Raw genomic sequence first — 25,677 nt, 5'->3', positions numbered from 1 at the left:
TGGCTCTGGCAATCAGAGCCATTTCAATAAATATTCAGGAGCCAATCATGCGCGCGAGCGTGTTGTCGGACTGGCTGGCGCAGCGCCTCGTGCGCGGCGGCGAACAGCCGATCTACCGGCAGCTGCACCGGCTGCTGCAACAGGCAATCCTGTCGCGCGAACTGCCGGCCGGTACGCGCGTGCCGTCGTCGCGGCTGCTGGCCGCCGAGCTCGGGATCGCGCGCAACACGGTCACGCAGGTTTACGAACAGCTTGCGCTCGAAGGCTACGTGAACTCGGCGACGGGCCGCGGCACGTTCGTCGCCGACAGCGCGCCGGACGAGATCGTCGGCGCACCGCCCGACGCGGCGGCCGGCCCGGCCGTCGCGACGCCGTCCGCGCGGCGGCTGTCCGCGCGCGGCACGCGGCTCGTCGAAGGCGCCGGCGTGTCGAAGCGGCAGGGCGGCGCGTTCATGCCGGGCGTGCCCGATGTGTCGCGCTTTCCGGCGCGCGTGTGGACGCGGCTGCACAACAAGTACTGGCGGCGCTTGCGCCCGGACCTGCTGACCTACGCGCCCGGCGGCGGCCTCGCGCTGCTGCGCGAGGCGCTGGCCGACTACCTGCGCACGTCGCGCTCGGTGCGCTGCACGCCCGAGCAGATCGTGATCACGACCGGCATCCACCAGTCGATCGACCTCGCGGTGCGCCTGCTGACCGACCCGGGCGACGCGATCTGGACCGAGGATCCGTGCTACTGGGGCGTGCGCAGCGTGCTGAACGTGTCGGGGCTCACCACGCGGCCGATTCCGGTCGACGACGAAGGCATCGCGCCGTCGGCCGCCGATCTGGCCGAGCCGCCGAAGCTGATGCTCGTCACGCCGTCGCACCAGTATCCGCTCGGGATGGTGATGAGCCTCGCGCGGCGGCGGATGCTGCTCGAATACGCGCGCCAGCACGGCTGCTGGATCATCGAGGACGACTACGACAGCGAATTCCGCTACGGCAGCCGGCCGCTCGCGTCGCTGCAGGGCCTCGACACGGCCGGGCAGGTGATCTACGTCGGCAGTTTCGGCAAGACGCTGTTCCCGGGGCTGCGGGTCGGCTACCTGGTCGCGCCGGAGCCGCTCGCGGAAAGCTTCGCGACCGCGAGCGCCGAGCTGTATCGCGAAGGGCAGTTGCTGCAGCAGGCGGTGCTCGCCGAATTCATCGCGGAAGGGCATTTCGTGTCGCATATCCGCAAGATGCGCACGCTGTACGGGCAGCGCCGCGAGGTGCTGCTCGACGCGGTCGCGCGGCGCTACGGCGATACGCTGCACGCGCTCGGCAGCGACGCGGGGCTGCACCTGGTCACGCGATTGCCCGATGGCGTCGACGATCGCGCGCTCGCGCAGGCCGCGCTGGAGCGCAACATCGTCGTGCGGCCGCTGTCCGGGTATTACGCGGATCGCTCGCGCGCCGCATCGGGCTTGCTGCTCGGCTATGCGTGCGTGCCGGAAGACGAGATCGGGACCGCGTTCGCGACCCTCGCCGAGGCGATCGACGAGCGGGCGTTCGGCGGGGCCGTCGCGCTGGCTTGACGCGCGAGCACTGCAATATCGGCTGGTTGCGATTCCGTCAAAGGCCGGTCGAAGCGCGATTCTTGCCGCAACGTGCGGCGCATCGGGCGCGCTCGCGCCGAATTGTCGATAATAGAAGGTTGTTATTTACCGGATGCCGACGATGACCGAAGCCACCCAAGCCCAGCCTGCCGTTCCGCGCCTCACGAGCCTGTCGCACGGGGGCGGCTGCGGCTGCAAGATCGCGCCGGGCGTGCTGTCCGAACTGCTCAAGCGCGCGACGCCGCCCGCGCTGTTCCCCGATCTGCTGGTCGGCACCGAGACGTCCGACGACGCGGCCGTCTACCGGCTCAACGACGAGCAGGCGATCGTCGCCACCACCGATTTCTTCATGCCGATCGTCGACGATCCGTTCGACTTCGGCCGTATCGCAGCCACCAATGCGCTGTCCGACGTCTATGCGATGGGCGGCAAGCCGATCCTCGCGCTCGCGCTGGTCGGCATGCCGATCAACGTGCTGCCGCACGAGACGATCGCGGCCGTGCTGCGCGGCGGCGAATCGGTGTGCGCGGAGGCCGGCATTCCGGTCGCGGGCGGCCATTCGATCGATTCCGTCGAGCCGATCTACGGGCTCGCGGCGATCGGCGTCGTGCATCCATCGCGCGTGAAGCGCAACGCGGCCGCGCGCGCGGGCGACGTGCTCGTGCTCGGCAAGCCGCTCGGCGTCGGCGTGCTGTCGGCCGCGCTGAAGAAGAACCAGCTCGATGCCGACGGGTACGCGCAGATGGTTGCGACCACCACCCAGCTCAACCGGCCGGGCGCCGAACTCGCCGCGCTGCCGGGCGTGCACGCGCTGACCGACGTCACGGGCTTCGGGCTGCTCGGCCATACGCTCGAACTGGCGCGCGGCGCCAATCTCACCGCGCGCGTGCACTACGCGTCGCTGCCGTGGCTCGCGGGCGTCGAGACGTTCGTTGCGGACGGCGTGTTCACCGGCGCGTCGGGTCGCAACTGGGCCGCGTACGGCGCCGACGTGCGGCTCGCCGACGGGCTGCCGCCCGTCGCGCAGGCGTTGCTGACCGATCCGCAGACGTCGGGCGGGCTGCTGGTCGCGTGTGCACCCGAGGCCGTCGATGACGTGCTCGCCTGCTTCCGCGCCGACGGTTTCGACCGCGCGGCCGTGATCGGCGAGATGGTGGACGGGCCGTCGCGCGTCGACGTCGCCTGATTTCGGATACACACGCCCGATCGTTTCGACGTCGCTGGAATCGGTGTCTTCCATCGACGATATCGATGCCATCGACGACTGATGAACGACTTCCTGTTCGGGCTGATGATCGCGCTGTCGGTCGGGCCCGTCGCACTGATGATCGCGAACTACGGCATGCGCGCCGGCACGGCGACCGGCGTGCGCGCGGCGATCGGCGTGGCCGCTGCCGACGGTTGCTATGCGGTCGTCGCGTTTACGATCGGTGCGATCGGCACTTCGTGAAATCGCCGGGTGGCTCGCGGCGAGCCATGTGGTCGCCGCACTCGTCGTGCTCGGTTACGGCGTCGCGGGCCTGATGCGCGTGTAGTGCGGGGAGAAGCGGCCGACGTCGCTCGTTGCGACGAACCCGATAGCATTCCTGATGTTTGCAACGCCGCGACGAACACGCGTTTTCCATCACGCAACATGCACCCGTTCGCGCGAAACACGGCCAGCCGTTTCGTAGTCGGGTTCCGCATCGCGCACGCCCGTTCTATACTCGTCGCGCAGTCTCCGACAGCCGTTCTCACTCAACATCATCGAAACAAGGAACGCCGATGCTGACTCGCTCCATCCTTTCCGCCGCCGCCTTCTCGCTCGCCGCCTGTGCGACCGCGCCGTCGATCGCGCAGGACAACCAGGGCAACGATGCAGGCAACGCCGCATTCGCCGAGACCGGCTCGCATGGCCGCCCGGTCAAGGTCATGATCATCACGATGTTCGGCCCGGAAGGCCACGCGTGGCTCGACCGGCTCGGCCCGTGGCGCGACATCACCGTGCCGGGCCTGTCGCCCGACTATCCGGCCGTCCACTGCAACAAGCAGGACGTATGCGTGGTGACGACCGGCATGGGCTATGCGAATGCATCGGCGACGATCATGGCTCTCACGTTCTCGCAGCGCTTCGATCTGCGCCGCACGTATTTCCTGGTCTCGGGCATCGCGGGCGTCGATCCTGCACAGGGCACGGTCGGCTCGGCCGCGTGGTCGAAATACCTCGTCGATTTCAGTCTGCAGTGGGAGCTCGATGCACGCGAGATTCCGGCCGGGTGGAACACCGGCTTTCTCGGTATCAACACGAAGAGCCCGAACGACAAGCCGCCGCTCGACTATCGCACCGAAGTGTTCCAGCTCAACCCGCAGTTGACCGATGCCGCGTATGCGTTGTCGCGCAACGTCGTGCTCGCCGACAGCGCACAGGCGCAGGCCGCGCGCGCGAAGTTCACGTACGCGCCGGCGAACCGGCCGCCGACGGTGATTCAGTGCGACACGTCATCGGGCAACACGTGGTTCTCGGGCACGCTGATCGGCGAGCGCGCGCGCCAGTGGACCAAGATCCTGACGGACGGCAAGGGCACCTACTGCATGACCGCGCAGGAAGACAACGCGACGTTCGAAGCGCTCAAGCGCGCGGCGAGCGTGAAGCGCGTCGACCTGGCGCGCGTCGCCGTGCTGCGCACGGGGTCCGACTTCGACCGGCCGTATGCAGGGCAGACGAGCGCCGACAACCTGCTGAACTATGCGGATCAAGGCGGCTTCGCACCGGCGACCGAAAACCTGTACCGCGCGGGCAATCCGCTGGTGCAGGACATCGTCACGCACTGGGGCGAATGGCGTGATGGGGTGCCGCGTCGCTGATCGCCGCAGGACGGTATCGGCGACGCGTCGGCGCGAGCCTCAATGCGATTGCGGCCCGGAACGGAACGGTGTCCACACCGGCGTGGTGTCGTCCCATTGATCGAGCGACGAAGGAAGTTGATCGTTCATCATGTGCTCCTGTAACTCTGTAACTAACTGAGTCGGCAACTCGTCGATAAATGCGTTCGAGACGCCGCGCACGGGGCAACCCGCTGCGCGGCGTCGCGCGTTTACCGACCCCCGCCGGCGAGCTGGTTGCCTTCCGGGATCGGGCGATACGGGCCTTGTGCGAGTTCGAGCCCCTGCGGATACGAGGTCGCCTTGCGCAGATACGCGAGCGTGCCGTCCTTGCGCGCTTGCTCGACTTCCGCGCTCACTTCGGCGCGCGTACGCGGGCCGTTGTGCTGCGCGTACCACGACGTGTTGGCGTAGCCGCCGGCGGGCGCGGTGCCCGAATCGGCGAAAGCGGGAGCGGACACGGCGAGCGTGAGGGCAAGGACCGAGAGAAGATGGCGGCGGTTCATGGCGTAACTCCTAGAGATGTCGGAGCTGGCGCCCGAGCGCTGACTCCGGTCCCGCCAGGCGGGATCTGTTCGATGCGCAACGAGGTGCGCGACAGGGTTTACTCTAGGTATCCGTTCCGTCGCGATAAATGCGGCAGACGCGAATTGAATTGTCGCTGTACTGGAACAATTGGAATCCGCACACGCAGTGAGGACATGCGCGCAGCCTTGCCTGGCGCGGCTGACAGCGGGATACGGCGGGTCGGACGGCGCGCGCCGCGGCGATCGGTGCGAGTGCAGCAATAGTCCTTTGCGCACGATGGCAGGATGCCGCGGCGCGTGCCGGGCGTCGCGCGTCGTGCCGACGGGCACGGCCGGCTACGCCGTCCGACGGTGGAGGGCGGGTCAGATCGCTTCGAGCCGGTAGCCCAGCGTATAGACCGCGCTGAGGCGTACGCCGTTCGACGGCTGCAGCGCGAGCTTCATGCGCAGCCGGTAGATATGCGTGTCGAGGCTGCGCGACACGCCTGCCATGTCGCGCCCCCAGAGCGACCGAATCAGCGTATCGCGCGGCATGATGCGCCCGGGATTGCGAAACAGCAGCACGGCGAGATCGAACTCGCGCGGCGTCAGCTTGACCGGCACGCCGTTCAACATCGCGGTGCGCGTCGTCGTGTCGATCGCGTAGCTGCCGAGATTGAGCACGTTGTGCCGGCTGTTGCCGCCGTGATAGGCGCGCCTGAGCAATGCATTGCTCCGTGCCAGCAATTCGAACCGGTTGATCGGCTTCACCATGTAGTCGTCCGCCCCCGCGTTCATCGCGGAGAAGATCTCGTCCTCGCGCATGCGGTTGGTCAGAAAAAGGATGGGCAGGCGGCCGCCGATGCGTTCGCGTGTCCACTGAAGCACCTCGAATCCGGACATGCCGGGCACCAGCCAGTCGAGAATCAGCAGGTCGACCACCGAACTCTCAAGGTGGCGAATGGCCTGGTTGCCGTTACTCACCGCATGCACGCGATAGCCGGCCATTTCCAGGATCGAGGCGATCAATTCGACATAGGCGGGATCATCCTCGAGATAGAGGACGTTCATATGCGTACTCCTTCGATGTTGACCGGAGCGATCGGGCCGTGTCGTGCATCCAGGCGGGAATGGATGATTCGACGCGGCGCGCGACGATCGGCAGCACCTAATTTGCCGCGATATGCGCGTCGATGCGTTGGAAAAATTGTCAACGATTTTGAACGTTGGAAATGCGCGAATGTAGAGCAATGACTCAATTTTCGATGGATAGATGAAGGGAGTTCGAGGCCGGTTTTTGTTGACAAACGTTGTCAATGTGCGCGAACCACGCGATTACGCTTGATCGTGTCGGCAGCCGGTCGACGCAACGACGGGAACGAACGATTCGGGAGTGGGCATGTTGATTTACAAGTCCTATGTGGAAAAAAAGGCACTCCTCGAGACGCAACTGGAGCGGGAGCGTCTCGCCATAGCGGCGACGGTCCTGCTCGAGGTACGGCGTTGCGTCGAGGAGTTCGGTTTCACACCGAACGAGATTTTTCCCGGCGACGGCGGCACACACGCAAGAAAGCGTCGCGCGAAATACTTCAATCCGGACACCGGGCAAACGTGGTCAGGCGTGGGCCGCGAGCCGACGTGGTTGCGGGGGCAGGATCGAAGCCGGTTCGCGATCGATGCACCGGCGAGCGATTCGAATCAATCTGAGCATTCCTGACGATGTGATGCGCGGCGAACGCGTGCATGGGTACGGGCGACGTGACGACGCGGACGCTTCGCGAGCGTCCGCCTCCGTGGTACGCCGGCCATCCGCGGTGCAACCCGCAGTGCATCCGCTTGCTGACGCGATCGCCCCGATGAACTCGCGCGGGGCGGCATGCTGTTCCAAATGGTACCGGTTCCATTTGGCGATATTACATTTTCATTGTGACATTTAGTGGAACGGACCAATCTCATGCCGACAGCGGGGTGCGAGATGGGTCGGCAACGGGGAAATTCGCATGAACGATGCAATGGACGATCGCCACCGCGTGGGGCTGTGGCTCGAGCCCGTGTGCATGGGTATCGGCGTGACGCACGACACGCTCGAGATGTGTATTTCATCGCTGAGCGTGATTTTCGGCTACCGGAACGAGACGTTCGGCATCGAGTCGCTGGCCGATGCGATCGCCGCATGGGCGCCCGCGCTCATCGTGCTGGAATCGGCCGGCGGGGCGGAGCATGAGGTGGCGTGTGCGCTTCAGGCGCTGCAATTGCCGCTTGCCATCGTCAAGCCGCATCAGGCGCGGGAGTGGCTCCCGGATTCGGCGACGCTACCGCTCGACGGAAAAGGGGCGCGAGCGCGCCTCCTAGCGGCGCTCGCCGATGCGCTGGACCGGCATCCGTCGGGCGGGCGCCTCGTCGAGCCGCTGTCCGATCCGCAGCTGGCGCACGTGCAGGCGCTGGTTCAGCGGCGACGTCAACTGGCGCGCATGCACATCGCGGAATATCAACTGCTGACGTTGTGTCATGCGAGCGTGCGCACGGGCATCGTGCAGACGATCGCATTCCTGAAACACCAGATCGCGGTGATCGATCGCCATTGCGCGCGGCATGTGGACACGCAGCGCGTCGCGTTCGCGCGGCTGCTGGCGCACGAGGTGCGGCCCGGCCGCGTTGCGCGTCACGCGCAGGTCGGTGCGTTCATCCGCAACTGGCGGGCGAAGTGACGCGGCGACGCCCCATTCAGGCGACCCACTCGTTGATGACCGGCGTATCGAGCACCGGCGCGCGTTCGGCTTCCTCGAACGTGCGCTTGCTGCACGTCGCATCGAGGCTGCCCTTGCCGCTCAGCAACGGGCAACGGTCGAACACCTCGGCGATCCAGTCGACGAACACGCGTACCTTCGGCGACAGATGGCGGCTGTGCGGATACACGACCGAGATCGGCATCGGCAGCGGCTTGACGCCGGGCAGCACTTCCTTGAGCCGGCCTTCGCGCAGGTGCGGCAGCACCATGAACAGCGGCGGCTGGATCAACCCGAAGCCCTCGATCCCGCACGTCACGTACGCGTCCGCGTCGTTCACCGACACGATGCCCTCCATCTTCATCTCGACTTCCTTGCCTTCGATCAGGAAGGTCCAGTCGATCGTGCGGCCGGTGCGGCTCGAGAAGTAGTTGACGGCCTTGTGCTGGCCGAGATCGTCGATCGTCTGCGGCTCGCCGTGGTGCTCGAGATAGTCGGGCGACGCGACCGTCACGCATTCGAACAGGCCGACGCGGCGTGCGACGAGCGACGAGTCCTGCAGCGCGCCGACGCGGATCACGCAGTCGACGCCTTCCTGCAGCAGGTCGACAGGCCGGTCGGACAGGCCGAGTTGCAGGTCGATGTCCGGATAACGCGTATGGAATTCGCACAGCGACGGAATCACGAGCAGCCGCCCGATCGAGCCCGGCATGTCGATACGCAACTTTCCGTGCGGCTTCCGGTTGTTGGCCTGGAAGCTCGCTTCGGTTTCCTCGACGTCCGCGAGGATTCGCACGCAGCGTTCGTAGTACGCGGCGCCGTCCGGCGTGAGCGAGAGCCGGCGCGTGGTCCGGTGCATCAGCCGCACGCCGAGGAAGGCTTCGAGATTCTGGATGATCGTCGTGACGGACGCCCGCGGTAACCCGAGCGTTTCTGCTGCCTTGGTGAAGCTGCTTGTATCGACGACGCGAGTAAATACCTGCATGGCCTGAAGCCGGTCCATCACAACCTCCGCAATTTAATTTGCCGCCGGAACAAGAAGGCTGCGCTACCTCGTGGGTAAACGCAGCCTCGGATTGTTCGGGGGCGTTGAATTGTGTTGCCGGATTATAGGCATTTATCCCAATGTCTGCCGGACCCAGAATTCGTTCCATCTCGAAATGGACGCTGCATCGTCATGGACGCTTCTGAATTCAGCAAATTCCTGAAAGCCGCGCTGCCCGCGCAAGCCATAGCGGGCGCGGGGCTGACGGTTGCCGAAGTGGAAATTCCCGGCTACGCACAGGACATCGTGCTGCGCCTCTACCGCCGCCCGGACAAGACCGGGTTGCCAGTAGTGCTTTATTTCCACGGCGGCGGCTTCGTCCGCGGTTCGCTCGAAGACGCGGATTTCGCCGCGCGCTTTTTAGCAGAACGCTTACCAGCGCTCGTAGTGTCGGTCGATTATTCGCTCGCGCCGGCCTTTCCTTTTCCGGCCGCGCCGGAGGATGCGTATCGCGCCGCCGTGTGGGCCGCGACGCGCGCCCGCGCGTTCGGCGGCAACCCGAAGAAGATCGGCGTCGCCGGGCATGACGCGGGCGGCCAGCTCGCGAACTGTCTCGCCTTCATCGCCCGCGACCGCGGCGAAGTGTCGATCGCCGCGCAGGCGCTGTTCGGGCCGATGCTCGACCCGAGCATGACGCGCATCGGCGACGCCGAGCGCCTCGCGTCCGACATCACCGCGCGCGAATGCGCGGCCTGCTACCGCGCGTATCTGCCGCAGGCGGCGCAGCGCATGCACCCGTACGCGGCGCCGATCGAATCGGTGCGCCTCGCGGGGCTGCCGCCGACGCTCGTCGTCACCGCGCAGAACGACGTGCTGCACGTCGAGGCGGAGAAATATGCGGGCTGCCTGATCTCGTCGGGCGTGCTCACGCAGGTGATCCGCTACCCGGACATCACGCACGCCGCGCTCGCCACGCACGAAGCCGCGTTCGAGGAAGCCGTGCGCTTCTTCCAGTGCCGCTTCCAGGCGCGCCAGCCGAACCGTTCCGAATAACCAGAACCAATCCACGCTTACTGGAGATCCACATGGCCATCCTACGCACCTCCCGTTCCCGAATCGCGACCGCGGCGATCGTCACGCTCGCCGTCGTCGGCCTCGGCACGTTCGGCGCGATGCGCGTGAACGCGAACGCCCCCGAGAAAGCGGCGGCGCCGCTGCCCGAAGTCGACGTCGCGACCGTCGTGCCGCAGACCGTGACCGACTGGCAAAGCTATTCGGGCCGCCTCGAGGCGGTCGAGAAAGTCGACGTGCGCCCGCAGGTGTCGGGCACGATCGTCGCGGTGAACTTCAAGGACGGCGCGCTCGTGAAGAAGGGCGACGTGCTGTTCGTGATCGACCCGCGCCCGTACCAGGCGGAAGTCGACCGCGCGGCCGCGCAGCTGGCGGCCGCGCAGGCGCGCAACGGCTATGCGCAGACCGACTGGCAGCGCGCGCAGCGGCTGATCGGCGACAACGCGATCGCGAAGCGCGACTACGACGAAAAGCAGAACGCGGCGCGCGAAGCGAGCGCGAACCTGAAGGCGGCCGAAGCCGCGCTGGAGACGGCGCGCATCAACCTCGGCTATACGCGCATCACGGCGCCGGTATCGGGCCGCGTGTCGCGCGCGGAAATCACGCTCGGCAACGTCGTGTCGGCCGGCGCATCGGCCGCGCCGCTGACGACGCTGGTGTCGGTGTCGCCGATCTACGCGTCGTTCGACGCGGACGAGCAGACCTACCTGCAATACATCAACGGCGCGCGCAGCGGCCGCAAGGTGCCGGTCGAGCTGGGCCTCGCGAACGAAACCGGCTACTCGCGCAGCGGCGAGATCGATTCGGTCGACAACCGGCTCGACACGTCGTCGGGCACGATCCGCGTGCGCGCACGCTTCGACAATGCGGACGGCATGCTCGTCCCGGGCCTCTACGCACGCGTGAAGGTGGGCGGCAGCGCGCCGCACGAGGCGCTGCTCGTCGACGACGCGGCGATCAACACCGACCAGGACAAGAAGTTCGTGTTCGTCGTCGATCAGCAGGGCCGCGTGTCGTATCGCGAAGTGCAGCCGGGGATGCAGCACGGCAACCGGCGCGTGATCGTGAGCGGCCTTGCCGCCGGCGACCGCGTGGTCGTGAACGGCACGCAGCGCGTGCGCCCCGGCGAGCAGGTGAAGCCGCACATGGTCCCGATGACGGGCGGCGACGAGCCGTCCGCGCCGCTCGCGAGCAACGCGAAGCCGGCCGCACCGGCGAAGGCGGATTCGTAAGCGGCGCGCCGCTTCGCATCCGCGTTCAACCAGACAGAGCCACACATGAACATTTCAAAATTCTTTATCGACCGGCCGATCTTTGCAGGAGTCCTATCGGTGATCATCCTGCTCGGCGGGGTGATCGCGATGTTCCTGCTGCCGATTTCGGAATATCCGGAAGTCGTGCCGCCGTCCGTGATCGTGAAGGCGCAGTATCCGGGCGCGAACCCGAAAGTGATCGCCGAGACGGTCGCGTCGCCGCTGGAAGAGCAGATCAACGGCGTCGAGGACATGCTCTACATGCAGTCGCAGGCGAACAGCGACGGCAACATGACGATCACCGTCACGTTCAAGCTCGGCACCGATCCGGACAAGGCCACGCAGCTCGTGCAGAACCGCGTGAACCAGGCGTTGCCGCGCCTGCCGGAAGACGTGCAGCGGCTCGGCATCACCACGGTGAAGAGCTCGCCGACGCTGACGATGGTGGTCCACCTGATCTCGCCGGACAACCGCTACGACATGACCTACCTGCGCAACTACGCGCTGATCAACGTGAAGGATCGCCTGTCGCGGATCCAGGGCGTCGGCCAGGTGCAGCTGTGGGGTTCGGGCGACTACGCGATGCGCGTGTGGCTCGATCCGCAGAAGGTCGCGCAGCGCGGGCTGTCGGCCGAGGACGTCGTGCAGGCGATCCGCGAGCAGAACGTGCAGGTCGCGGCCGGCGTGATCGGCGCGTCGCCGTCGCTGCCCGGCACGCCGCTGCAGTTGTCGGTGAACGCGCGCGGCCGACTGCAGACGGAGGACGAATTCGGCGACATCGTCGTGAAGACGACGCCGGACGGCGGCGTCACGCACCTGCGCGACATCGCGCGGATCCAGCTCGACGCATCCGAATACGGGCTGCGCTCGCTGCTCGACAACAAGCCGGCCGTCGCGATGGCGATCAACCAGTCGCCGGGCGCGAACTCGCTGCAGATCTCGGACGAAGTGCGCAAGACGATGGCCGAGCTGAAGCAGGACATGCCGGCGGGCGTCGACTACAAGATCGTCTATGACCCGACCCAGTTCGTGCGCTCGTCGATCAAGGCCGTCGTGCACACGCTGCTCGAAGCGATCGCGCTGGTCGTGATCGTCGTGATCGTGTTCCTGCAGACCTGGCGCGCGTCGCTGATTCCGCTGATCGCGGTGCCGGTGTCGATCATCGGCACGTTCTCGCTGCTGCTCGCGTTCGGGTATTCGATCAACGCGCTATCGCTGTTCGGGATGGTGCTCGCGATCGGGATCGTGGTCGACGACGCGATCGTCGTCGTCGAGAACGTCGAGCGCAACATCGAGGGCGGGATGAATGCGCGGCAGGCGACCTACAAGGCGATGCAGGAAGTGAGCGGGCCGATCATCGCGATCGCGCTGACGCTCGTCGCCGTGTTCGTGCCGCTCGCGTTCATGTCGGGCCTGACCGGCCAGTTCTACAAGCAGTTCGCGATGACCATCGCGATCTCGACGGTGATCTCGGCGTTCAACTCGCTGACGCTGTCGCCGGCGCTGTCCGCGATCCTGCTGAAGGGGCATGGCGACAAGGAAGACTGGCTCACGCGCGTGATGAACCGCGTGCTCGGCGGCTTCTTCCGCGGCTTCAACAAGGTGTTCCATCGCGGCGCGGAGAACTACGGCCGCGGCGTGCGCGGCGTGCTGTCGCGCAAGACGCTGATGCTCGGCGTGTACCTCGTGCTGGTGGGCGCGACGGTGCTCGTGTCGAAGGTCGTCCCGGGCGGCTTCGTGCCCGCGCAGGACAAGGAATACCTGATCGCGTTCGCGCAATTGCCGAACGGTGCATCGCTCGACCGCACCGAGAAAGTGATCCGCGACATGGGCTCGATCGCGCTGAAGCAGCCGGGCGTGGAGAGCGCGGTCGCGTTCCCGGGGTTGTCGGTGAACGGCTTCACCAACAGCTCGAGCGCGGGCATCGTGTTCGTCACGCTGAAGCCGTTCGCGGAACGGCACGGCAAGGCGCTGTCGGCGGGGGCGATCGCGGGTGCGCTGAACCAGAAATACAGCGCGATGAAGGATTCGTTCGTCGCGGTGTTCCCGCCGCCGCCGGTGCTGGGCCTCGGCACGCTCGGCGGGTTCAAGATGCAGATCGAGGATCGCGGCGCGGTCGGTTACGCGAAGCTGTCGGATGCGACGAACGACTTCATCAAGCGCGCGCAGCAGGCGCCTGAACTCGGCCCGCTGTTCACGAGCTACCAGATCAACGTGCCGCAGCTCAACGTCGATCTCGATCGCGTGAAGGCGAAGCAGCTCGGCGTGCCGGTGACCGACGTGTTCAACACGATGCAGGTGTATCTCGGTTCGCTGTACGTGAACGACTTCAACCGCTTCGGGCGCGTGTACCAGGTGCGCGTGCAGGCCGATGCGCCGTTCCGCCAGCGCGCGGACGACATCCTGCAGCTGAAGACGCGCAACGACAAGGGCGAGATGGTGCCGCTGTCGTCGCTGGTGACGGTGACGCCGACGTTCGGCCCGGAAATGGTCGTGCGCTACAACGGTTACACGGCGGCCGACATCAACGGCGGCCCGGCACCCGGCTTCTCGTCGGGTCAGGCGCAGGCCGCGGTCGAGCGTATCGCGCACGAGACGCTGCCGCGCGGCGTGCGGTTCGAATGGACCGACCTCACGTACCAGCAGATCCTCGCGGGCGATTCGGCGATGTATGTGTTCCCGATCAGCGTGCTGCTCGTGTTCCTCGTGCTCGCCGCGCTGTATGAAAGCCTGACGCTGCCGCTCGCGGTGATCCTGATCGTGCCGATGAGCATTCTGTCGGCGCTGACGGGCGTGTGGCTCACGCAGGGCGACAACAACATCTTCACGCAGATCGGCCTGATGGTGCTGGTGGGGCTGTCGGCGAAGAACGCGATCCTGATCGTCGAGTTCGCGCGTGAACTGGAGCACGACGGCAGGACGCCGCTCGAGGCCGCGATCGAGGCGAGCCGGCTGCGGCTGCGCCCGATCCTGATGACGTCGATCGCTTTCATCATGGGGGTGGTGCCGCTCGTCACGTCGACCGGCGCCGGGTCGGAAATGCGCCATGCGATGGGTGTCGCGGTGTTCTTCGGGATGCTTGGCGTGACGCTGTTCGGGCTGATGCTGACCCCGGTGTTCTACGTCGTGCTGCGTACGCTCGCGGGCGGCAAGATCCACGTCGCCGGCAAGGATTCGGCGGGGTACGGCGTGCCGGCGCCCGATGCTTGAGGACAACAAAATGAATAACTTGCACAACTCGAATGACCTGATGCGCTTCGCGAAGGTGGCGGCCGCGAGCACCCTGCTCGCGACGCTGCTCGCCGCGTGCGCGGTGGGCCCCGACTACAAGCGGCCGGACGCGGCGGCGCCCGCCGCGTTCAAGGAAGCGCCGGCCCTCGCCGCCGGCGAGCAGGCCGGCACGTTGAAGACGGCCGAGCCGTCGGACAGCGAACATCGCGGCGAATGGTGGAAGGTATTCGGCGACCCGGTGCTCGATTCGCTCGAGACGCAGGCGCTCGCCGCGAACCAGAACCTGAAGGCCGCGGCCGCGCGAGTGGAGGAAGCACGTGCGGCGACCCGTTCGGCGCGCTCGCAATGGTTCCCGCAGATCGGCGCCGGGTTCGGGCCGACGCGCGAAGGGCTGTCGTCGGCGTCGCAGTTCCAGCCGCAGGGCACGGGCCCGACCAACGCGACGCTGTGGCGTGCGCAGGGCACGGTGTCGTACGAAGCCGACCTGTTCGGCCGCGTCGGCCGCAACGTCGAGGCGTCGCGTGCCGACCAGGCGCAGAGCGAAGCGCTGTTCCGCTCGGTGCAGCTCGCGCTGCAGGCCGACGTCGCGCAGAACTACTTCGAACTGCGCCAGCTCGATTCGGATCAGGACCTGTACCGCCGCACGGTGGAGTTGCGCGAGGAGGCGCTGAAGCTCGTGCAGCGCCGCTTCAACGAAGGCGACATCAGCGAACTCGACGTGTCGCGCGCGAAGAACGAACTGGCGAGCGCGCAGGCCGATGCGGTCGGCGTCGCGCGCCGGCGCGCGGCGTCGGAGCATGCGCTGGCCATTCTGCTCGGCAAGGCGCCGGCCGATTTCGCGTTCAAGGAAACGCCGATCGTGCCGGTCGCGGTGAAGATTCCGCCGGGCCTGCCGTCCGCGCTGCTCGAACGGCGCCCGGACGTGGCGGCGGCCGAGCGCGCGATGGCGGCCGCGAACGCGCGGATCGGGCTGGCGAAGTCGGCGTATTTCCCGAAGCTCGATATCACGGGTGCGTTCGGCTATGAAGCGTCGACGCTCGGCAACCTGTTTCTGTGGTCGAGCCGCACGTTCCTGCTCGGGCCATTCGCCGGCACCGCGCTGACGCTGCCGCTGTTCGACGGCGGGCGGCGTGCGGCAGGCGTGCAGCAGGCGCGCGCGCAGTACGACGAGCAGGTCGCGAACTACCGGCAGCAGGTGCTCGTCGCGTTCCGCGAGGTCGAGGACAATCTCGCCGATCTACGCCTGCTCGACGACCAGATCCGCGCGCAGGATGCGGCCGTCAACGCGTCGCGTCGGGCCGCTACGCTGTCGCGCACGCAGTATCAGGAAGGCGAGGTCGCGTATCTGGATGTGATCGACAGCGAGCGCTCGGTGTTGCAGTCGCAATTGCAGGCGAACCAGTTGACGGGTGCGCAGGCGGTGTCGACCGTCAATCTGATTCGTGCGTTGGGCGGCGGATGGGGCCCGGCGCCGACGGCGGTCGGTGATGCGGGGGCCGTCAAGGCGGAAGTGGCTGCGCGATGAGCGCGAACGGCGGGCGATTCGTCGCTCGCCGGCCGTGAAGCGAAGAACCCCGGCATGCAGGCTCAGGTCTGTGTGCCGGGGTTTTTTTATGGCGTCAGGCGTTTGGGTTCATCGCCAGGATGATCTTGCCTACGTTCACGGCCGACTCCATCCGTCGATGAGCCGCCGCGGCATCTGCGAGAGGAAACACGCTGTCGACAACCGGCTCGAGGCCCGCGCCTCCCGCGAAGCGGTCCAGCCAATGTTCGCGAAATCGCCGAACCATCGCGTGTTTCTCGCGCGGCTCGCGCGACTTCATCACCGTGCCGATGATTTGCAGATGACGGTACAGGACCTGATCGAGCGCAACGCTCACGTCACCGCCGCCGCCGAGGATGCCGACTTGCACCAGCCGGCCGCCGTTTGCCAATGACGCGACATTCCGCGAAAAATACGGCGCGCCCACGAAGTCGATGACCACATCGACACCGCGTTTGCCTGTGCTGCTTGCGACGACTTCCGAAAAATCCTGCGCGTTGTAGTCGATCGCATGGTCCACGCCGAGTTGAACGATCCGTTCCAGTTTCGACGCTTCGGCGGTCGCGAATATCGTCGCGCCGGTTGCGTAGGCGAGCTGGACCGCTGCCGAACCCACCCCGCCCGCCGCTGCGTGAATCAACACCGAATCGCCACGCTGCAAGCGGCCCAGATGCACCAACGCTTCATGCGCGGTGACGAAAACTTCCGGTATGGCGGCCGCGTGCACGTAGTCGATCGTTGCCGGAATGGGCATCGCCATTCTCCAGTCAATGCGCGCCAGTTCCGCATAGGCCCCGCCGCCCACGACGCCCATTACGCGATCACCCACCTTGTAACCCTGCACGGTGCTTCCGGTCTCGATTACCTCCCCGGCGATTTCGAGCCCCATGATCGTCGAGTCGCCGAAGTTCGGCCGGCCGTACCCGCCTCGCCGATGTGTCAGATCCGCGCGATTCACGCCCGCGGCATGAACGCGTACCAGCAGATCGTCGGGCCGAACCTCGGGTGCCTGGACTTCGGCCAGTTCGAGAACCTCGGCCTCGCCGAATTCCTTGAATGTGATGGCTTTCATTTCATGCCTTCCTGCGTCGTAGCTGAATGACCGGCGAGATCGTCGGATCGCGGTTGTGCGCCCAGCGTTGCCTGCGCCACGGCGGAAGCGGAAATGGCCGCGGGAAACCCGGCGTAGAACGCGACGTGAGTGATTGCCGCGGAGAGCTCTTCGCGCGTGACGCCGTTCGTCAGCGCGCGCCGCAGGTGCGCCGGCAACTCGTCGAGATGGCCTCCCGCGATCAGGGCGGCGACGGTCACGAGGCTGCGGTCGCGCGGCGCGAGCGCCGGATCGCTCCAGATGCGCGGATAGAGCGTGTCGTCGACGAATGCCGAGAGCGTCGGCGTGAAGGCCCGCGCGGCCTCGCGCGGACTGTCGAAATGCGTATGAGACATGGCGATACTCCTTCAAGCCTGGCTGATGAACTTGTGCGTGAGGTAGTACTCGATGCCCTCGGTGCCGCCTTCCGAGCCGTGGCCGCTTTCCTTCATGCCGCCAAACGGCAGTTCGGTCGACACGATGCGGTACTGGTTGATGCCGATCATGCCGGCTTCGAGACCGTCCGCGACATCGATGGCCGTGCGCGCGTTGCACGTGAATGCATAGGCGGAGAGCCCGTACGGCAACCGGTTCGCTTCGGCGAGGCCGTCGGCGAGGGCATCGAAGCGCATCAGCACCGCGATCGGGCCGAACGGTTCTTCGTGCATCACGCGCGCGTCCTTCGGTACGTCGGCGAGGACCGTGGGTTCGAAGAAATATCCTTCGCCCTCGATGCGCTTTCCGCCGGCGAGGACCCTTGCGCCACGTTCCACTGCATCGGCGATGAGTTCTTCCATCTTGGCAAGCTGGCGCGGGTTGGCCAGCGGCCCGACCTGCGTGCCGGCATCCATGCCATTTCCTACCTTGAGGGCCTGGGTGGCGCGCACGAAGTGCCCGACGAACGCGTCGTAGACTTCGCGCTGGATCAGGAAGCGCGTCGACGAGATGCAGACCTGGCCCGTACCGCGAAAGCGGTTCGCCGCACCGTCGACCGCGGCCTTCTCGACATCCGCGTCGTTGAATACGAGGACGGGCCCGTGGCCGCCCAGCTCCAGCGTGATGGGTTTGACGCCTTCGGCGGCACGCGCCGACAGCAGGCGGCCGATCGGTACCGAGCCCGTGAACGTCACCTTCCGGATGACCGGGGAAGCGATCAGATGCTTCGACACCTGGTCGGGCACGCCGAATACGACTTGAAGCACGCCCTTCGGCAAACCGGCGTCGTCCAGTGCGCGTGCCAGCGCGAGCGCCGTTGCGGGGCTTTCCTCGCCGGGTTTGATGATGACGCTGCATCCGGCGGCGAGTGCGGCGGAGAGCTTGCGCGCCGGGGTGATCGCGGGGAAATTCCACGGCGTGAATGCGGCGACCGGCCCGATCGCCTGTTTCTTCACGAGCTGTTGCACGCCCGGGCGATTGGATGGCACCACGCGGCCGTCGATACGGCGAGCCTCTTCGGCGAACCATTCGAAATAGTCGGCGGCACGCAGGACTTCGTCGCGGCTTTCCGCCAGGGGTTTGCCTTCCTCGAGCGTCATGACGGTAGCGATGTGCTCGGCGCGCTCGCGCATCAGTTCCGCCGCACGCTTCAGAATGCGCGCGCGTTCGGCTGGCACGGTGTTGCGCCAGACGTCAAAGGCCGGGGCGGTGGCCTGCAGCGCGCGATCCAGATCGGCTGCCGTCGCCAGCGGGACGCGCCCGATCTCGATTTGCGTGGCCGGGTTGATCACCGACGCCGTTTCGCGTTCGCTCGCACCGATCCATTCGCCGTCGATGAAAAGATGAAGTGCGTCGTAACTGATGTCCATGGTAGTACCTTTGTGGTTAGGATTGCGATTCAATGTGCGTTCGCCACGAGCCGGGCAGGGGAACCTGCGCCACGCCGCGTCTGGATGATTCGCCGTGGCGGGCCGGGCTCGGGTTTGATGCTTCCGTGTTCTGATTGCCTGACTTCGGGACCCAGTCTAGGCGTGAAGCGGGCGGCAACTTAGAGGCGCCGGAAAGAATGAATCTTGTCTCGGGAGGGAAAATCCCCTGCCAATATGAAAGCGTGTCGAAAGGATGTGCAAAAACGACAGGGGATTGCGCGCTGACTGCGGGAAACAGGCGCGCGCCCTATGATCGACAGGCTCGCGCGGGCCGAAACGCAGCGATTCGGCGATCCATTCAAAACAGGGTGCGTTATGGACAAGGTTCACACCATGTCGGTGTTTGCGAAGGTGGTCGAGATGGGCAGCTTCACGGCTGTCGCAAACCACCTCGATACGACAGTCGGCAACATTTCTCGAGCGGTCTCGGTACTCGAGGACAATCTCAACACGCGGTTGCTGCAGCGCTCGACGCGACGGCTCGTCGTTACCGATGCGGGGCGACGTTTTTACGAGCGCAGCGTTGCGATCCTCTCGGACATCGAACGGGCAGAAGCGGAAGCGCGCGATGCGCTGCTGGAGCCGCGTGGTGTATTGCGCGTGCATGCGGTGCCGGGATTAGGGCGTCAACTCGTTTCGCAAGCCGTGCTTGCCTATCGGAACGCATACCCGGAAGTATCGGTCGATCTCATGCTGTCGCAGCGGATGCCGAACCTGCTCGAAGAGCAGCTCGACGTGGCGATCGTGATTGCGCGCACGCTGCCGGACTCGGCGTATGTGAGCCAGAAGATCGGCGTCAGCCATTGCATTCTGGCGGCGTCGCCCGATTATCTGTCACGTCGTCCGGCGCCCGCGTGCGTGGATGACCTCGTCGATCACACCTGTGTGCTCCTCAGCACGGTCGACTACGCGCCCGACGAATGGCGTCTGCAAGGCACGGCCGGCGAGGCGGTGTATCGTCCGGCGGGATCGCACTTCAGCGTCAACGACATGGATGCGATGTCCACGGTACTGCGCGAGGGCGCGGGGATCGGGCTGATCGCCGCCTTTTCGGCAATCGACGATTTGCGTAAAGGCGCGCTCGTTCGCGTTCTGCCCGAATTCCACACCGCTCAGCGCAACGTCTATGCGGTGTATTCGTCCCGTCAGTTCGTCGACGCGAAGATCAAGCGGTTCATCGATGTCCTGAAGTTGCGGGTAGGCGACCAGTTGGACGCGTATGCGGAGGAGCTCGCCATCACGGTCGTATGACCCGCGTCACGGTCGGGAAGTCGAGGGAGGGGCCGGGCGCGTTCCTGGCGTCGAACGTGATCGCACGCTGAACGTGCTGCCGCGTGAGCGGACCTTCGTGCAGGGCCGTGCGGAGGCGGCGGGGGTGAGGTGATCGCAACTAACGGTCAAATCCTCTTGCGCTGGCGGACGGTGCGGCGATTTCGTCGCCGCACCGCTCAACGCTTGCTGTTTTCAGCCCGCAGCTCCCGCACGAGTTCCCCCGCCGCCTTGCCGAGCCCCGTATGTTGCGGCCGCCGCACATACACCGGCAACGGCAGCCCGTTTCGAATGTTCGCGAACACGAGCGGCGCGAGTGCGCCGGCGGCCACATACCGGCCGACGACCGATTCCGGCAAATTCGCCCAGCCATGACCGGCCTTCACGAGCGCGATCGAGGTCGCCATGTCGGTCACCTTCTACGTGCGGTTGCCGATCAGCGGACGCACGTCGGTGAGCGGACGCTCCGGATCGGCGATCACGATCTGCCGAAATCCCGACAGTCGCTCGATCGCCTCCGGATGCGCGGCGCAACGAGCGGGCTGCTCGGCGTGATGGTCTCGACGACGGGCGTCGCCGTCAATTTTCTGTACAACCTCGGGTTCGAGGCGTGGGAGCGGCGGCGCACCGAAACGATGCACACCCTCGGGCGACGTGTCGAGCATGCGAGCGGGTTTCAGGTCGCGCTCGTGACGTTCCTGATTCCGCTGATCGCGTGGTGGCTCGACGTGTCGTTATGGCAGGCGTTCCTGTACGACGCGGTGCTGATCGTGTTCCTCCCGATCTTCACGTTTACATACAACTGGGCGTTCGACAGCGTGTTCGGGTTGCCGGATGCGGTGACGCGCAAGGCGGCGCCGGTGGCGTGATGCAGATGGATGCAGCGGGGCGCGAAACGATGCGGACTGCCCGCGCCGTTTCGCTTCTGCAAGAGAAAGGAAGACGGGCGGCGCGCATGCCGCCCGCCCGCGTTACGCGGCGACGAACTCGTGCACGTAACGGTTGAACACCGCGGGGCTCGCCGCATTCATCCCGTGCGACGCACCGGCGACGGTTTGCCGTTGCGCGTTGCCGATCCACTGCGACAGCGTGTCGACGTTGTGGCGGAACATCTTCGGGCTGCGCTGGCCGTCGATCAGCAGCGTGCGGCATGCGATATCGCCGGCCGTGTGCAGCGAATACGCGGGCAGCGGGTCGCGCAGTTGCTTCGGCAGCGTGCTCGCATTGTCGATCGCCATCGTGCGAAAGCGCGACGTGCTCTTCTTCCACGCGCCGGGCAGGCTCACGGAATCGACGAACATTTCGAGGCCGGCTTCGACGTCACCTTGATCGATCAGGTTCACGGCCTTCGTGCGCAGCGCGATCGCGGTGGCCGGCATGGCGGCTTCGCGCACGCCCGGCTGCTGGAGCGGGCCGCCCGGATCGGCGAGCGTCAGCGATTCGACGAGGTGCGGATGCTGGCGCGCGACGTTGAATGCGACGCTGCCGCCGCGCGAATGGCCGACCAGATGCACGGGGCCGAGATCGAGCGCGTCGATGAATTCGGCGAGCTCGTCGACGTGGTTCTGCCAGCTGAACTCGTCCTGGATGCCCGCTTCGACGGCCGGCCAGTAGTGGCTCAGGCTCGGCGCGATGCAGCGGTAGTGCGCCGACAGCGCCGCGAGTTGCGGATCCCAGTAGCGGTAGTCGCACAGCGAGCCGTGCACGAACACCATCGGCGCACCGCTGCCCCGTTCGACATACGGCAGGCTGATGCCTGACGAAAGCGTCGCAAATTGCAGGTCGGGGTTCGCGAGCACGGACGGCTCGATTCGCATGTTCATGACTGAAAGACTCAAAGGTGCGTCAACACGACGCAACTATGCATCACGGCGACCTGCAAGGAAAACGCATAATTTTCATCGTGGCGATCAATTTTATTGATGGCTCCGCTGGAAACCCTTGTCACAGCGTGGTCATGCGTCCAAGCCTTCAATCATCTGACGATTGATTGCGGTGCCGAAAGGGTGTGCGGGGGCCTGCGCGCACGCGTCTTTGCGTCGGGAAAGGGAAGGTTTGCCGGTCAGCGCACCGTCAACGCCGGCGCGGTCCGAAGCTCGACCGCCGGATCGTTGTCGGCTGCGAACTGCATCGCGAACTCGAACGCATCCGCGCACACGGCGCGCAATTCGTCGGACACGAACAGGCATTTGACGCCGCCGTCGACGACCGGCATCGCGAGCCGCGACAGCGCGCACGGATAGCCGGGCCGCCGTTCGCCGACGAACAGCGTGATGACGCCCGCGAGCCGCTCGGGCCAGTCGCTCGGGCGGAAGGTTTTCTGCGTGCGCGTGACGCCGCGAATCAGGTGGCCGGCGAGTCGGCCGCGTTCGGTGATGTCGATGCGATCCATGCTGGTGTGCGTGCCCTCGTGCGCGTCATTCGCCGCCGTCGGCCGCCGCGTCGCCGCGCGCGGGAATCCGCAGGTTGCGCAGCTTGTGATAGAGCGTTTTCTTCGGCATGCCGAGCGCCTCGCTCGCGTCCGCGACGTTGCCGTTGTGACGCCGCAGCATGTCCTCGATCAGCATCCGCTCGAAATACGCGAGCTGTTCCGCGAGCGTGCTGCCCACGGCCGGCGCTTCGCCAGACGACAGCAGGCTGTCGCCGGTCAGCCCGAGCACGAAGCGGTCGGCCACGTTCTGCAGCTCGCGCACATTGCCGGGCCACGCGTGCGTCATCAGTTCGGACACCTGCGCGGCGGTGACGACCGGCGCCGGCTGACCGAAGCGCCGCGCGGCCGCGAGCACGAAATGCTCGAACAGCAGCGGCACGTCCTCGCGCCGCTCGCGCAGCGGCGGCAGTTCGATCTGCGCGACGTTCAGGCGATACAGCAAGTCCGCACGAAAGCGCCCGTCGGCCGCGAGTTCGGCGAGATCGGCCTTCGACGCGGCCACCACGCGGCAGTCGACCGGAATCAGGTCGTTCGCGCCGAGCCGTTCGACCACGCGCTCCTGGAGCACGCGCAGCATCTTGATCTGCAGCGCGATCGGCATCGTCTCGATCTCGTCGAGGAACAGCGTGCCGCCGTCCGCCCATTCGATCTTGCCGATGCGCTTCTTGATCGCGCCGGTGAACGCGCCGGCTTCATGGCCGAACAACTCGCTCTCGAACACCTGCTCGGGCAGGCCGCCGCAGTTCAGCGCGACGAAATGCGCGTCGCGACGGCCGCCGAAGTCGTGCAGGCTGCGCGCGATGAGCTCCTTGCCGGTGCCCGTCTCGCCGGTGATCAGCACCGACACCGACGTATCGGCGAGGCGCAGGATCTTCTTGCGCACGTCGGCCATCGCGGGCGACTTGCCGAGCACGAACGCCTCGATGCCCTGCCAGTTGTTCAGCGCGGCGCGCAAGCCCTGCACCTCGAGCGTCAGCCGGCGCTTCTCGATTGCACGCGCGACACGGCCGGCGATCACGTCCGACGAAAACGGCTTCTCGATGAAGTCGTACGCGCCGACCTGCATCGCGCCGACGGCCGTCGAGATGTCCGCATGGCCGCTGATCAGCACGACCGGAATCTGCGCGTCGATGGCCATCACGCGGTCGAGCAGCTGCAGCCCGTCGATGCCCGGCATCCGCACGTCCGACACGATCACCACCGGCGCGCCGGGCGCGACGTGCGCGAGCGCGTCGGCGGCCGACGCGAACGCGTCGACCGGGAACCCGGCGAGCGCGACGGCCTGCTCGACGCCGATCCGGACGTTTTCATCGTCCTCGACGACCAGCACGCGAATCTCATCTTCCATGCTCTGTCCTTTGTTGCGGCGTCGCCGCCGCGAATTCGATGGTGAACTGCGCGCCGCCTTCGTCGCGGTTCGTCGCGGTAATCCTCGCGCCGAACGCCTCGACGATGCGCGACGTGATCGCGAGGCCGAGCCCGAGGCCCTGGCCGCGCGGCTTGGTCGTGACGAACGGCTCGAACAGGTGCGGCAGCACGTCGGGCGCGATGCCGGCGCCGCTGTCGGCCACCGTGAAGCGCACGCGGCCGTCGTCGTCCGGCCCGGCCGCGTCGATGACGATGCGGCGCACCGGCGCGTCGTGCACCGCGTCGAGCGCGTTGCCGAGCAGGTTCACGATCACCTGCTGCAACTGGCTCGATTCCGCCGATACCGTCGTGCCGGGCGCGATGTTCACGTCGAGCCGCACGCCTTCGTCGCGAATCCGCGCTTCGTAGATGAGCCGCGCGTGCGCGACGGCCTCGTTCAGCGACACCGCGACGCGCTCGACGTCGGGCTTGCGCGCGAAGGCCTTCAACTCGCCGGTGAGCACGGCCATGCCGTCGACCAGCTTGCCGACCCGTTCGAGGTTCGCGAGCGCCGGCGCCGGCTGCCCGCGCTCGAAGAACGTGCGTGCGTTGTCGCACAGCGTGCGGATCGCGACGAGCGGCTGGTTCAGCTCGTGCGTGAGGCCGGCGGCCATCTGTCCGAGCACCGCGAGCTTGCCCGTGTGCACGACTTCCTGCTGCGAATCGCGCAGCCGCTGCTCGGTGCGCTCGCGTTCGTCGATCTCGCGCTGCATCCGCTCGTTCGCGGCCGTCAGCGCGGCGGTGCGTTGCGCGACGGTCAGTTCGAGCCGGTCGTTCGCGCGGCGCAGCGCGTCCTGCGCGCTCAGCCGCGCGAGGATCGCCCGGCGGCGCTGGATCGCATAGCCGACCAGCAGCGCGACGATCAGGAACGCGCCGGTGACGAACACGAACGCCGTCTGCTGCTGGCGCCGCGCGCCCGCGATGTCGAGCAGCACCATCAGCGAATCGCCGGCCTGCGGCGCGGGGCGCGACATCACGAGATAGCGCGTGGTGCGGCCCGCGTGGCGCGGATCGGGGAAGGTGCCGAACCACGCGGCCGAGCTGCGGTCGCCGATGCGGCGATAGGGCAGCGCGTCGACGGTGCGGCCCGCGTACTGGCGCGACGCCTGGATGTCGCGCTGCTGCTGCGCGGTGATCGGGCGCAGCGCGGTGAATTTCCATGCGGGCTCGGTCGAGATCACGATCACGCCGTTACCGTCGACGACCATCGCGGCGACGCCCGGCGCGCGCCATGCCGATTCGAGCGGATCGACGCTGATCTTCACGGCGGCCACGCCGATCGGCACGCCGTCGCTGCGCACCGCGCTCGCGAAGTAGACGCCCGGCACGCCGGTGTTGGTGCCGATGCCGAAGAAGCGGCCGCTGCCGCGCGCGAGCGCGTCCTTGAAGTACGGCCGGTACGACACGTTGGTGCCGACGAAGCTGATCGTCTCGTTCCAGTTGCTCGCGGCGATCACGTCGCCTTGCAGATCGATCACGTCGACCGCGCCGCTGCCGGCGTCGCGGTTCACGGCTTCGAGGTAGGTGTTCACCGCATGCACGAGCTCGGGCGCCTCGTTCGGCGCGGCTTTCAGCATCGCGCGTACGCCGTCCTGCCGCGCGACCAGGCCGGGCAGGATCTCGAAGCGGCCGAGCTCGCTTTTGAGGCTCGACGCATACAGGTCGAGCCGGTGCGCGCCGGCTTCCTCGAGCGCGTCGATCGCGCGTTCCCACGCGAAATCGACGGCCGCGCCGGCCACGCCGACATACAGCACCGCGGCCGATGCCCACCCCCACCACGGGATTCCCTTGAAGCTCTTCTGCACGTTCGCCCTCATCGAAGCCCGCGATCGGTTGTCCGCAACCGCCCGTCCGCAACCGC

At 66.6% G+C, this 25,677-nt stretch carries 20 protein-coding genes and 3 pseudogenes; 12 read left to right on the top strand and 11 right to left on the bottom strand.

The annotated features are described in order from the left end of the window. Positions 1-47: 47 nt before the first annotated feature. The 4 genes and pseudogenes from CFB89_RS27490 to CFB89_RS27475 all read left to right on the top strand — a co-directional run bounded on the left by CFB89_RS27490 (position 48) and on the right by CFB89_RS27475 (position 4,421). Positions 48-1,556 (top strand): PLP-dependent aminotransferase family protein, encoded by a 1,509-nt coding sequence (locus tag CFB89_RS27490; RefSeq protein ID WP_089470693.1) that lies wholly within the window; start codon positions 48-50, stop codon positions 1,554-1,556. 142 nt (positions 1,557-1,698) lie between these two features. Continuing rightward, positions 1,699-2,763, top strand: coding sequence for a selenide, water dikinase SelD (gene selD / locus CFB89_RS27485; RefSeq protein WP_089470923.1), 1,065 nt, complete (start codon positions 1,699-1,701; stop codon positions 2,761-2,763). An 81-nt stretch (positions 2,764-2,844) separates the two neighbouring features. Next, a pseudogene (locus CFB89_RS27480) lies at positions 2,845-3,015 on the top strand (lysine transporter LysE); the annotation flags it as partial. 326 nt (positions 3,016-3,341) lie between these two features. Next, positions 3,342-4,421 carry a purine nucleoside permease gene (locus tag CFB89_RS27475; RefSeq protein WP_089470692.1) on the top strand — a complete coding sequence of 360 codons (1,080 nt, stop codon included), beginning with the start codon at positions 3,342-3,344 and terminating at the stop codon, positions 4,419-4,421. Between the two features lie 230 nt (positions 4,422-4,651). On the opposite strand, the gene CFB89_RS27470 is transcribed toward CFB89_RS27475, so the two are convergent. Further along, a complete protein-coding gene (locus CFB89_RS27470) occupies positions 4,652-4,945 on the bottom strand; it encodes a DUF4148 domain-containing protein (protein WP_089470691.1) in 294 nt (97 codons plus the stop codon). Positions 4,946-5,329: 384 nt separating this feature from the next. After that, on the bottom strand, positions 5,330-6,016 hold the full coding sequence (locus tag CFB89_RS27465; protein ID WP_089470690.1) for a response regulator transcription factor: 687 nt from the start codon (positions 6,014-6,016) through the stop codon (positions 5,330-5,332). A gap of 328 nt (positions 6,017-6,344) precedes the next feature. Here CFB89_RS27465 and CFB89_RS27460 point away from each other — a divergent pair, with 328 nt between their 5' ends. Beyond that, on the top strand, positions 6,345-6,662 hold the full coding sequence (locus CFB89_RS27460; RefSeq protein ID WP_089470689.1) for an H-NS family nucleoid-associated regulatory protein: 318 nt from the start codon (positions 6,345-6,347) through the stop codon (positions 6,660-6,662). Positions 6,663-6,945: 283 nt separating this feature from the next. Further along, entirely contained in the window at positions 6,946-7,653 is a 708-nt protein-coding gene (locus CFB89_RS27455) for a hypothetical protein (RefSeq protein ID WP_144030167.1), read from the top strand. Positions 7,654-7,669: 16 nt separating this feature from the next. Here CFB89_RS27455 and ceoR read toward each other — a convergent pair whose 3' ends face one another. Beyond that, entirely contained in the window at positions 7,670-8,674 is a 1,005-nt protein-coding gene (ceoR, locus tag CFB89_RS27450; RefSeq protein ID WP_089470687.1) for a putative multidrug efflux transcriptional regulator CeoR, read from the bottom strand. 174 nt (positions 8,675-8,848) lie between these two features. Here ceoR and CFB89_RS27445 point away from each other — a divergent pair, with 174 nt between their 5' ends. Genes CFB89_RS27445 through opcM form a run of 4 tightly spaced genes read left to right on the top strand, consistent with a single transcriptional unit; the run spans position 8,849 to position 15,736 of the window. Continuing rightward, positions 8,849-9,709: an alpha/beta hydrolase gene (locus CFB89_RS27445; protein ID WP_089470686.1), complete on the top strand. Its 861-nt coding sequence runs from the start codon at positions 8,849-8,851 to the stop codon at positions 9,707-9,709. Positions 9,710-9,741: 32 nt separating this feature from the next. Further along, positions 9,742-10,959, top strand: a complete 1,218-nt coding sequence (gene ceoA, locus CFB89_RS27440) for a multidrug efflux RND transporter periplasmic adaptor subunit CeoA (protein WP_089470685.1) — start codon at positions 9,742-9,744, stop codon at positions 10,957-10,959. Between the two features lie 45 nt (positions 10,960-11,004). Then, complete coding sequence (gene ceoB / locus CFB89_RS27435; RefSeq protein ID WP_089470684.1) at positions 11,005-14,190, top strand: multidrug efflux RND transporter permease subunit CeoB; 3,186 nt, start codon at positions 11,005-11,007, stop codon at positions 14,188-14,190. Between the two features lie 10 nt (positions 14,191-14,200). Continuing rightward, positions 14,201-15,736, top strand: a complete 1,536-nt coding sequence (gene opcM / locus CFB89_RS27430) for a multidrug efflux transporter outer membrane subunit OpcM (RefSeq protein ID WP_089470922.1) — start codon at positions 14,201-14,203, stop codon at positions 15,734-15,736. A 94-nt stretch (positions 15,737-15,830) separates the two neighbouring features. Here the strand turns inward: opcM and CFB89_RS27425 are convergent, their stop codons facing one another. Genes CFB89_RS27425 through CFB89_RS27415 form a run of 3 tightly spaced genes read right to left on the bottom strand, consistent with a single transcriptional unit; the run spans position 15,831 to position 18,649 of the window. Continuing rightward, positions 15,831-16,826, bottom strand: coding sequence for an NAD(P)H-quinone oxidoreductase (locus CFB89_RS27425; protein WP_089470683.1), 996 nt, complete (start codon positions 16,824-16,826; stop codon positions 15,831-15,833). Beyond that, a complete protein-coding gene (locus CFB89_RS27420; RefSeq protein WP_089470682.1) occupies positions 16,823-17,200 on the bottom strand; it encodes a carboxymuconolactone decarboxylase family protein in 378 nt (125 codons plus the stop codon). The genes CFB89_RS27425 and CFB89_RS27420 overlap by 4 nt, the downstream gene beginning before the upstream one ends. Positions 17,201-17,212: 12 nt before the next feature. Beyond that, positions 17,213-18,649 (bottom strand): NAD-dependent succinate-semialdehyde dehydrogenase, encoded by a 1,437-nt coding sequence (locus CFB89_RS27415; RefSeq protein WP_089470681.1) that lies wholly within the window; start codon positions 18,647-18,649, stop codon positions 17,213-17,215. 375 nt (positions 18,650-19,024) lie between these two features. Here CFB89_RS27415 and CFB89_RS27410 point away from each other — a divergent pair, with 375 nt between their 5' ends. Then, entirely contained in the window at positions 19,025-19,960 is a 936-nt protein-coding gene (locus CFB89_RS27410; RefSeq protein ID WP_089470680.1) for a LysR family transcriptional regulator, read from the top strand. Between the two features lie 197 nt (positions 19,961-20,157). Here the strand turns inward: CFB89_RS27410 and CFB89_RS27405 are convergent. Further along, positions 20,158-20,508: pseudogene (locus tag CFB89_RS27405) on the bottom strand (LysR substrate-binding domain-containing protein); the annotation flags it as partial. A 3-nt stretch (positions 20,509-20,511) separates the two neighbouring features. Here CFB89_RS27405 and CFB89_RS27400 point away from each other — a divergent pair. Next, positions 20,512-20,847: pseudogene (locus tag CFB89_RS27400) on the top strand (PACE efflux transporter); the annotation flags it as partial. Between the two features lie 102 nt (positions 20,848-20,949). Here the strand turns inward: CFB89_RS27400 and CFB89_RS27395 are convergent. The 4 genes from CFB89_RS27395 to CFB89_RS27380 all read right to left on the bottom strand — a co-directional run bounded on the left by CFB89_RS27395 (position 20,950) and on the right by CFB89_RS27380 (position 25,633). After that, positions 20,950-21,801: an alpha/beta fold hydrolase gene (locus CFB89_RS27395; protein WP_089470679.1), complete on the bottom strand. Its 852-nt coding sequence runs from the start codon at positions 21,799-21,801 to the stop codon at positions 20,950-20,952. A 239-nt stretch (positions 21,802-22,040) separates the two neighbouring features. Further along, positions 22,041-22,370 carry a DUF3579 domain-containing protein gene (locus CFB89_RS27390; RefSeq protein ID WP_089470678.1) on the bottom strand — a complete coding sequence of 110 codons (330 nt, stop codon included), beginning with the start codon at positions 22,368-22,370 and terminating at the stop codon, positions 22,041-22,043. A gap of 25 nt (positions 22,371-22,395) precedes the next feature. After that, complete coding sequence (locus tag CFB89_RS27385) at positions 22,396-23,757, bottom strand: sigma-54 dependent transcriptional regulator (protein WP_089470677.1); 1,362 nt, start codon at positions 23,755-23,757, stop codon at positions 22,396-22,398. Next, positions 23,747-25,633, bottom strand: a complete 1,887-nt coding sequence (locus CFB89_RS27380) for an ATP-binding protein (protein WP_089470676.1) — start codon at positions 25,631-25,633, stop codon at positions 23,747-23,749. Before CFB89_RS27380 ends, CFB89_RS27385 begins: the two co-directional genes overlap by 11 nt. Between the last annotated feature and the right edge of the window lie 44 nt (positions 25,634-25,677).

Source organism: Burkholderia sp. AU16741 (genome assembly GCF_002223345.1).
GTDB classification, from domain to species: Bacteria; Pseudomonadota; Gammaproteobacteria; order Burkholderiales; family Burkholderiaceae; genus Burkholderia; species Burkholderia sola.
The sequence above is the reverse complement of the archived record's forward strand: the minus strand, read 5'-3'. Positions and strand labels throughout refer to the sequence as shown.